Here is an 8,322-nt window from a genome sequence, read left to right as displayed (position 1 = left end):
CTGTCGCCATGGATGGCGACAGCCAAGCGTCACAGGGACGTGCCGCAAGGAGCGTGTTTTGGAAAGCCCTCCCCGACACCTGCCGGCAAACTCCAAACTCAAAAACTCAGTCCGACCGAAAAGCGAGCCAATCCGCCAACTCCAGCCAACTCTGACGAGGCGCCTTACTCCCCGCAAGAATGCCCATATGACCACCCGGCACAACCCGGAACGTCTTGTCCGTAGAGCTCACATGATCCATCACCCGCTTGGCCGCACCCGGCGTCACCAGCGTATCGTCGCCCCCGGCGATGGCCAGTAAGTTGGCACTCACATTATCCAGCCTGGCAACATCTTCACCGATCTGGATCTCACCTTTTGACAGCTGATTGTCGATCCAGACCCTCACCACCGTGTCCTGAATGATCCCGCCGGGGTAGGCCACCATACGGTCCAGAAACGCCGACGTGGTGGCGTGGTTGGTGACAAACTCCCGGTCACCCAGACGGATGATCAGTTCCCAGTAACTCATCACGCTGGCAATCGGATTGGTCAGCTTGAACCCGATGGTATTGGCCCAGCCGGGGGTATGAAACCAGTGAGGTTTCACATCGTGAAGGCGGAACCCGGTGCGTTTCCGCACAAACCCGGCCACATCCGCCATGCGCTGATTCACAAGCCCCAGGATCCCCGACGCATGACTGTCGATCGGCGAGCCCAGCACAATGGCGTTGCGCACGTGCTGATCGTTGCTGAGCGCGGAATAGAACAGCGTGAACATGCCACCCATACTCCAGCCATGCAGCGACAACTCCTGTTCACCGCTATGCTCCCGAACCCGGTTCAGGTAGGCCGGCAGCAACTCGGCCACATAGGTATGCAGGTTGTAGTGACTGTGTTCCCGCGTGGGCATGCCCCAGTCGATCAGATACACCTCAAATCCCTTGGCACGCAGAAACCGAACCAGACTGCGCTGGGGAAACAGATCGTAGATCAGCATATTCACCGCCAGGGGCGGCACGATCACAATCGGTGTCTTATGGGCCGTGCGCTCAACCGCAATGGTCTCGCCTTCCAGCTCGATGAAATCCTCGGCCAGTGGTGGGTAGTAACGCAGGCTGACCAGACCATCGGTATACAGGGTTTCAAACGGCGTCTGCCCGGCCTGCACCAGACTGGCGGCCCGGAACACCCGGTCGAAAGCGTTGCCGGCATAAAGGGCCGTTTGCCGGGTAACGCCTGCCGCCCGGTCAGCGGCGGATTTGAAGAGATTGGGCATGGGAATGTCCATGGAGAATTTGACGCTCACTATACGGATTACCGAACTTCTACTGTCCCGTCTCGCAGGCCAGACATCGAGATTATCCATGGTGAGGCGCAAATCACCATGGCAGAAGTGTCCAAACCGGTGGGCAAACCGGTCACTTCAGGCCACTGCCCAATGCGGTCTGTGGTTGCTATCATTAGCCCCTATTTGGAAACAATAACCAGAAACAGGACCGCCATGCTCAGCTTTCTCCCTGCCCCCGTCATCGGTGTACTCAATTCTATCCTGTTGGGAATCAACACCCTGTTCTGGTGCATCCTGCTCTACATCCCGGCCATTCTCAAACTCATCATCCCCATCCAGGGCTTCCGGGTCCTGTGTACTCGGGTCATCATCTGGATCGCGGAAGCCTGGGTTGCCTGCAACACCGGCTGGATGAAGCTGACCCATGGCACGAAATGGGATGTGAAAGGTGCCGAAAACCTCCAGCGGGAAAGCTGGTACCTGGTGCTGGCCAATCACCAGAGCTGGGTGGATATCTTCGCCATGCAGCGGGTGTTCAACCATCGGGCGCCGTTCCTCAAGTTCTTCCTAAAGCAGCAGCTGATCTGGGTGCCGGTGATCGGCCTCGCGTGGTGGGGCCTGGATTTCCCGTTTATGAAGCGTTACACCCGGGAATACCTGATCAAACATCCGGAGAAGCGGGGCGAGGATCTTCGGTCAACCCGCAGGGCCTGTGAGAAGTTCCGGTACACCCCGGTGAGTGTGATGAACTTTGTGGAAGGCACCCGGTTTACCCAGGCCAAACACGACAAACAGAAGTCGGCCTACAAGCACCTGCTGACGCCCAAGGCTGGCGGTGCCGCCTTCGTGCTCGACGCCATGGGCGATTCGATCCAGACCCTGGTGGACGTGACCATCGCCTATCCGGACGGAGCACCCACCTTCTGGGAGTTTATCTGTGGCCGGGTCAAGGAAGTCAAAATGGAAATCCACACCGTTGATATCCCGGAGCATCTGAAAGGCCGGGACTACTCAACGGATGCAGAGCACCGCCGGAACGTGAAAAACTGGCTGGGGGATCAGTGGCAGGCGAAGGATGAACGGCTGGAGCGGATGCTGGCCCGGTAATTACCGGGCATCAGCTGTCGGAGTCGTCTTCCACTTCATCCGGGTGTTCCTGCTTGTAGCGCTCCCACTCTTCCCAGTCGTGGGGCGTCCCCGCATGGGGCCGGCGCAGGTGCTTGGCGTGCTCCATGGCGTTGTGGCGCAGGCTGTGGTCCCGCTCTTCCTCTTCCTTGTCAAAACCGTACTTTTTCAGAAATTCGTCAGGGCTGATGGGCATGGCGCACCTCCATCAAAGGAATATGTCCTTGTAAGTACGATGCGCCTGCCCGTGTGGTTTTTCAACCGTCGTCGGAGCCGGTCCCGGTCGGGATCTCCTGTGCTTCCACCAGCTTGAAATTGATCTGCCTGCGCTCTTCGTCCACGCCTGCAAAGCTTACCGTTACCGGCTGCTCCAGCTGGAAGATTCGGCCGTTCTTGTTGTGGATCAGGCGAAGAGTAACGGGGTCAAAGCTGTATTTGCCATCCAGATCCTTGCAGCTGACGAACCCTTCCAATCCGTTGGCATCCAGCCGTACAAAGAAACCGGCGGGCACCGTGCGGCTGATCACACCGCTCATGGGTTCTTCGCCGAGTGTTTTGGCAAAGTCACTCTTGAGCCAGGCTTCCAGACTGTTTGCCGCCTGGCGGGCACGGATCTGGGCTGCTTGCAGAGCCTCCAGCTGATCCTCGCTCAAGGCCTTCATGGGGGTATCCCACAGTGCCGATTTGATCAGCCGGTGGACATAGAAGTCCGAGAACTTGCGCAGTGGCGAAGTAAACGTGGTGTAGGCGTCCAGGCCCATACCCTGGTGAGGCGCGGGCTTGAAGCTCAGCTCGGCCCGGGCCAGCTGGCGGGACAGTATGGCTTTTACCGGTACTTCGGCTTCCAGGGCGTCGGTTTCCTTCATCAGCTTGCGGAAACCTTCGGCCTGATGGGCATCAACCCCCGACAGATGCGGTGCGTGGCTGTCGATCAGTGCCCGGATGTTGTCGGCGCGATCATCCCGTAGCCCGGGGTGCTGGATAAACAACCCTGCAGTCTGGTTGGCGAGGAAGTCTGCGGCGCAGCGGTTGGCGGCGACCATGCACTCTTCCACCAGCCGATGGGCTTCATTCTGGACGGACGGTTCAATCAGCCGGATGCGTTTGTTTTCATCGAGCCGGAGGCGGAATTCCGGCCGGTCGCCGCTCAGCAGCGCATGTTCACTGCGCCATTTCCTGAGTGCTGTCGCTGCCTGGTGCAACTGGTCCAGGCTGTTGGCAACGTCGTCCGGAAGTGCCTTGATCTCATCGTCCTCCCGACCTTCGATCAGGTTTGAGACGAGCTCGTAGCTGAGCTTGCCCTTGGACTGGATAACCGCCTGGTGAAAGCTGTAGTCGCCCAGGCTGCCATCGTTGTTAACCTGAAGATCACATACCAGAGCCAGCCGCTTCACGTCTGGCATCAGAGAGCACAGGCGGGTGCTGATGCTGTCAGGCAGCATGGGCAGGGGTTCGCCCGGGAAGTAAATGGCGGTGGCGCGATTGAACGCCTCCTGCTCCGCGGGGCTGTCGGTTTCGATCACAGCGGTCGGGTCGGCAATGGCAATCGACAGGGTCCAGCCGGTGGCGTTGGGCTCGGCCAGCAGGGCATCGTCCATGTCCTGGGTGCCCGGGCTGTCGATGGTCACATACGGGCGGTCCGTGCGGTCTTCCCGCCCGGCTTCCCGGGATTCGATATCACTCTCACTGAGGCTGTCGGCCTGTGTACGCACCGCGTCCGGCCAGGTGTCCGCCAGATCAAAGGTAGCCAGGGTGAAGGAGCGTTCAATACCGGGTTCTCCCGCCTTGCCGATTACCCGCAGTACCTTGGCCTGGCCCTTGCCATCCTTGATCGGATGCTTGTGAATCTGACAGTAGAGGTAATCGTCCTGCTGGGCGTTCATTCGCTCTTTGGGGGGAATGAAGATCCAGCGGTTGATGCCCGGGGTTTCGGGCACCACGAAATGGCCTTTGCCTTTCACCAGGTAACGGCCCACAAAGGTGTTCAGGCGGGTTTCCAGCAGTTCGTCCACAACACCCTGGGTTTTGCCTTTCTCAACCTCCTGCTCGGTGACATTCACCCGGTCCCCGGGCAGCACCTTCTGCATTTCCTCGGGTGGCAGGAAGACATCCCGGCCTTCGTCGAGCGCAACAAATCCGAAGCGGCCATTGGTGGCTTTGACTGTTCCGGGAAAAACCACCTTGTTGTCCTTGATATCCGATTTCAGCTGGCGCAACTGGCTGAGGGCGTCGGCATTGAGCATGAAGTAACCTGGCTGGTAAAAAAATGAATGATGGGGCGGAGTATAACGGTTATGGCGGTATGAGTCAGACCCGTTACGCGGGGTTAATCTCCGGGTCTTCCGAGGTGGTAATACAGACCCGGTTGCGCCCCTCATCCTTGGCCTGATAAAGCGCCCGATCCGCTTGACGAAGAATGGTATCGGTGCTGTCACCCGGCAGAGCAAAGTAGCCACCAACACTGACGGTGACCTGGGTCCCGGTTTTACGGCTTTCCTGTTCCACGGATTCCCGGATGCGGAGGGCGATACGGTGTAGTGTCTCTGGATCGCAGGGCGACAACAGGACCACGAACTCGTCCCCACCCCAGCGTCCCGGATGGTCGTAGGGGCGCACGCCGGCTTTCAGCCACAGGGCAACCCGGCACAGGATCTGATCGCCGGCCTGATGGCCCAGGTTGTCATTGATGCTCTTGAAATGGTCAATGTCCAGCCAGATCACGCCAAAGCCGGTCTCCTGGCGGCGGGCCCGCTGGATTTCCTCATCCAGCACCTCGTCCAGGCCGCGACGGTTTTTCAGGCCGGTCAGGGGATCGACGCGGGCCAGTCGGTTCAACTCATCCGTTCTTTGAGCGACTTTTTCTTCGAGTTCCCGGGTAGAGTGGCCGAGGCTCTGGGTCATTTTCTCGAAATGATCCGCCAGCCAGCCGATCTCATTATCCGGTTTATCCAGCCGCGGCAGATCGAAGCTGCCCTCCCGGACTTTTTCCACGGCGTGTTCCAGGCTCATGATGGGCTTGAGAATCCGGGACTGGATAATCAGGTGGAACAGCACCAGTGTGACCAGCAGTGTGCCCAGGAATACCGCCACCAGCGGCCACAGATAGCTGGTTGGCAAGAGTGTATTGAGGTCAAGCAGGGTGATCTCAAACCAGCCAATCGCCGGCAGGAAGGCAACCCCGGCCAGATGCTTGCGGCCATCCACCGTCACGAAGCCGCTTTCCACCTGGCCGGCCTGGTCGCCCGGCTTCTTGAGAAGCTGCAACATACCGAGAATCTGCTGCTTGTCCTGGGGATCATCGAACAGCAGGTCGATGGTGTTCTTCTGGCCTTCGGGTTTGATGATGCTGGCGAAGTCGATGTAGTTGCGGTCGCGGTAGAGCTGGATGGCGCCGTTGTAATCCACGAACAGGGTGGTGATGCCCTCCTGACCGATGTCGACAATATCCTGCAGAAAAGCATCCAGACTCAGACCGGTTCCGACCATACCGACAATTTCGCCGGCCTCATCGCGCATCAGCACATCAATCCAGAGTTTGGTAACACCCAGCTCGGTATCCGGATTTACGTTGAGGTGGAAGTCGCGACCTTCTTCTATGAGCTGGAAAAACCAGGCGTCATCCGGCTTGTCTTTATCCAGCACATATCGGAACTGGTTACCGGCGTATTCGTTCTCCTCGTTGTTGTAGTAATAGTGGGCATTGTTGACGAGGGCAACGAAGTAGTTGTTGTCCCGGAAATTGGAACGAAAACTCTCCATCTGGCGGATGGCTTCAGCTTGGAGTGCGGTGTCATCCGGATTAGCGGCCCAGTTGATCAGGGCGGAGGAACTGGCCATCTGTTTGGCCAACCCGATTTCCCGCTCCAGGGACTGCAGCAGGCGGGCGCTGTCGTAGCGAACCTGTATTTCCGCGACCTGTTGGCCCCAGCGTTCGATGATGCTCTCGGACAGCTCCCGGTAGGCCAGCCACGAAGCCACGGAAGCCACGATGATGAGACTGGCGGCCAGGCCAAGGATGCGGGTTTTAAGGCTCAACGAGTATCCCTCTCGGATTTTTCTGGGTTTCTGGGCGCCAATGATAGAACACTGGTTAACCAGAGTGTAGAAAAAACAGACAGGGACTGGCAGGAAGCGGGAGGAAAAGGAGGCCGCAAGGGCCGATAAATACCGGCCCTTGCCTGGTTATTGGCGTTAATTGTGCTCGGAAAAGATCCGGGTCTGTCCCGCCTCGTTAAACAGGATGACCTTGTAATGATCTTTCCGGTCGCCCATTTCCATGCCGGGTGACCCCATGGGCATCCCGGGCACGCTGAGGCCGGTGGCCTGGGGTGCTTCGCTGATCAGGCGCTTGATGTCCTCGGCTGGCACATGGCCCTCGATGACGTAGTCACCCACGAATGCGGTATGGCAACTGCCAAGACCGGCAATCAGGCCTGCGTCGGCCTTGATCCTGCCCATATCGTTGGTGTTGGTCGCCTCCACCTCGAAGCCATTTTCTTTCAGGTGATCTATCCAGTCATCACAGCAGCCGCAGGTCGGGGATTTGTAAACGTGGATGCTCTGGGCTGCGCCGGCTGCCAGCGCCGTGGTGCTGAATCCCAGGGCTGCCATCAGGCCAAAAGCCAGGGTGTGTTTTTTCATGGCAAGTACCTCAGTGGTGATGTTGATGTTTACTTGAGCCTGTGTCGTCAGAACCGGAAAGCCAGAACCACCAGACGATGGCTGCCATCAGGGCAAGACCTCCGACGTTGACCAGCATTGTTTCCATCAGTTCCGCTCCTGTTGCTGTTTCGGATCACTGTTGCTGTCGTTCTGTTCCGGACGGTGACTGGTTCGGAACAACCTCAGACGGTTGGCGTTCGAAACCACCGTCACCGAAGACAGGGACATGGCAGCGCCGGCCAGTATCGGACTCATCAGTATTCCCCAGACAGGGTAGAGCAGGCCGGCGGCCACCGGAATACCCATTGTGTTGTATACGAACGCGCCAAACAGGTTCTGGTGAATATTTTTCACCGTGGCCCGGGAGATCTCGATGGCATCGGGCACGCCGTGGAGCGAGCCTCGCATCAGCGTGATGCCGGCGCTCTCAATGGCCACATCCGTGCCGGTGCCGATGGCAAAACCGACGTCCGCCGCCGCCAGGGCCGGAGCATCGTTGATGCCGTCGCCGACCATGGCGACTGTGTGGCCCTTGCCGCGCATTTCACTGACCACCTCGGCCTTGTCTTCAGGCAGCACTTCCGCGCGATAGTCATCGATGCCGGCTTTTTTCGCGATGGCCTTTGCGGTGGCGTCGACATCGCCTGTGACCATCATCACCTTGATGCCAGCCTTGTGAAGGCGCTGGATGGCAGCCTTGGAGTCCGGTTTGATGGCATCGGCAACGCCAATGACCCCCAGAGCTTCGGTGCCCAATGCCAGAAACAGGGGCGTGCCGGCTTCTTGGGTAATCGAGTGGGCGGCATCGTCCAGATCGCCCAGCGTAACGCCCTGGTCTTCCAGCCAGCGGCGGTTGCCCAGACGCACGGGCTTGCCGTCGAGTTCACCTTGCACGCCTTTACCATTCAGGGCCTCGAAACCGGTCAGCTTCTCCAGCTGAACGCTTTTTTCTTTGGCCTTCGCCAGAATCGCCTCGGCCAAAGGGTGTTCGGAGTGTTGTTCCAGCCCCGCCGCGAGCGCCAGCAGGCGTTGCTCGTCACCGTCGCTGGCATGAACCCGGGTAACTGCCGGATGACCTTCGGTGATGGTGCCGGTTTTATCGAGTATCACCAGGTCCAGCTTACCGGCGGTCTGCAGCGCATCGCCCTGGCGGATCAGGGCGCCGTATTCCGCCGCCTTGCCAACGCCAACCATTACCGACATGGGCGTGGCCAGGCCCAGGGCACAGGGGCAGGCGATGATCAGCACCGACACCCCGGCCACCA

7 protein-coding genes are annotated in these 8,322 nt (G+C 59.0%); 1 reads left to right on the top strand and 6 read right to left on the bottom strand.

Annotation, left to right across the window (positions count from 1 at the left end; genetic code table 11):
• Positions 1 to 106: 106 nt before the first annotated feature.
• Positions 107 to 1,258, bottom strand: a complete 1,152-nt coding sequence (locus B2W52_RS02960) for an alpha/beta fold hydrolase (protein ID WP_039881962.1) — start codon at positions 1,256 to 1,258, stop codon at positions 107 to 109.
• A 225-nt stretch (positions 1,259 to 1,483) separates the two neighbouring features.
• Between B2W52_RS02960 and B2W52_RS02955 the strand changes: the two genes are divergently transcribed.
• Complete coding sequence (locus tag B2W52_RS02955) at positions 1,484 to 2,377, top strand: acyltransferase (protein WP_039881963.1); 894 nt, start codon at positions 1,484 to 1,486, stop codon at positions 2,375 to 2,377.
• A gap of 10 nt (positions 2,378 to 2,387) precedes the next feature.
• Here the strand turns inward: B2W52_RS02955 and B2W52_RS02950 are convergent, their stop codons facing one another.
• The 5 genes from B2W52_RS02950 to B2W52_RS02930 form a co-directional block, all read right to left on the bottom strand.
• Positions 2,388 to 2,591 (bottom strand): hypothetical protein, encoded by a 204-nt coding sequence (locus B2W52_RS02950; RefSeq protein ID WP_008172739.1) that lies wholly within the window; start codon positions 2,589 to 2,591, stop codon positions 2,388 to 2,390.
• Positions 2,592 to 2,652: 61 nt separating this feature from the next.
• Entirely contained in the window at positions 2,653 to 4,638 is a 1,986-nt protein-coding gene (locus tag B2W52_RS02945; protein WP_008172740.1) for a ribonuclease R family protein, read from the bottom strand.
• Between the two features lie 73 nt (positions 4,639 to 4,711).
• On the bottom strand, positions 4,712 to 6,430 hold the full coding sequence (locus tag B2W52_RS02940; RefSeq protein WP_008172742.1) for a diguanylate cyclase: 1,719 nt from the start codon (positions 6,428 to 6,430) through the stop codon (positions 4,712 to 4,714).
• 156 nt (positions 6,431 to 6,586) lie between these two features.
• Positions 6,587 to 7,036, bottom strand: a complete 450-nt coding sequence (locus tag B2W52_RS02935; RefSeq protein WP_008172744.1) for a DUF411 domain-containing protein — start codon at positions 7,034 to 7,036, stop codon at positions 6,587 to 6,589.
• 126 nt (positions 7,037 to 7,162) lie between these two features.
• Positions 7,163 to 8,322 (bottom strand): heavy metal translocating P-type ATPase (locus tag B2W52_RS02930; protein WP_286801166.1); only part of this gene is annotated, 1,160 nt, incomplete at its 5' end.

The sequence above is a fragment of the Marinobacter sp. UBA2498 genome, from assembly GCF_002341575.1.
Classification (GTDB): Bacteria; Pseudomonadota; Gammaproteobacteria; order Pseudomonadales; family Oleiphilaceae; genus Marinobacter; species Marinobacter manganoxydans.
Note: the sequence above shows the minus strand (reverse complement) of the source record. Positions and strands in the feature narration are given on the sequence as shown.